Here is a 558-nt window from a genome sequence, read left to right on the forward strand (position 1 = left end):
ACCGAGGAACGCGGCACGGTGCTGCGGCTGTCGCTGCCCGCCAGCCGCGCCGCCACGCTCGTGACCACGCTGTCGATCGCGGAGCGCCGCCCATGACGGTTCCGGACGTCGTGACCGTGGGCGAGGCGATGGCGCTGCTGATCGCGCGCACGCCGGGCCCGTTGGAGGCCGTCGACGAATTCGAGCGCGCCACCGCGGGCGCCGAATTGAACGTCGCCGTCGGCCTCTCCCGGCTGGGCTTCCACGTCGGCTACATCGGCAGCCTGGGACAGGACAGCCCGGGGCGCTACCTGCGCGCCTTCATGGCCGGCGAGCGGCTCGACCTGCGCCACCTGTGGCTGGACGCGCGCTACCCGACCGGCCTGATGCTGAAACAGATGGCCGCCGACGGCGCCGATCCCGAGGTCGAATACTTCCGGCGCGGCTCGGCCGCGAGTCACCTGTCGGCACGCGACATGCCGGCGCCCGACAGCAAGAATAAAAGAGACAACTCCGAGCCCACGAGACGGAGCTACATGTCGTATGGCGTGGTGTGGGTGGAAAAAAATTGGGGGGGGG

General features: G+C 70.1%; 1 protein-coding gene. It reads left to right on the forward strand.

All coding sequences use genetic code 11. The features are described 5' to 3' along the window. Nucleotides 1-92: 92 nt before the first annotated feature. Nucleotides 93-558: PfkB family carbohydrate kinase (locus ACEN88_RS33885; RefSeq protein WP_413346752.1), on the forward strand; the 466-nt coding region annotated here is incomplete at its 3' end.

It is taken from the genome of Massilia sp. CT11-108 (assembly GCF_047302915.1).
Classification (GTDB): domain Bacteria; phylum Pseudomonadota; class Gammaproteobacteria; order Burkholderiales; family Burkholderiaceae_D; genus Telluria; species Telluria orientalis.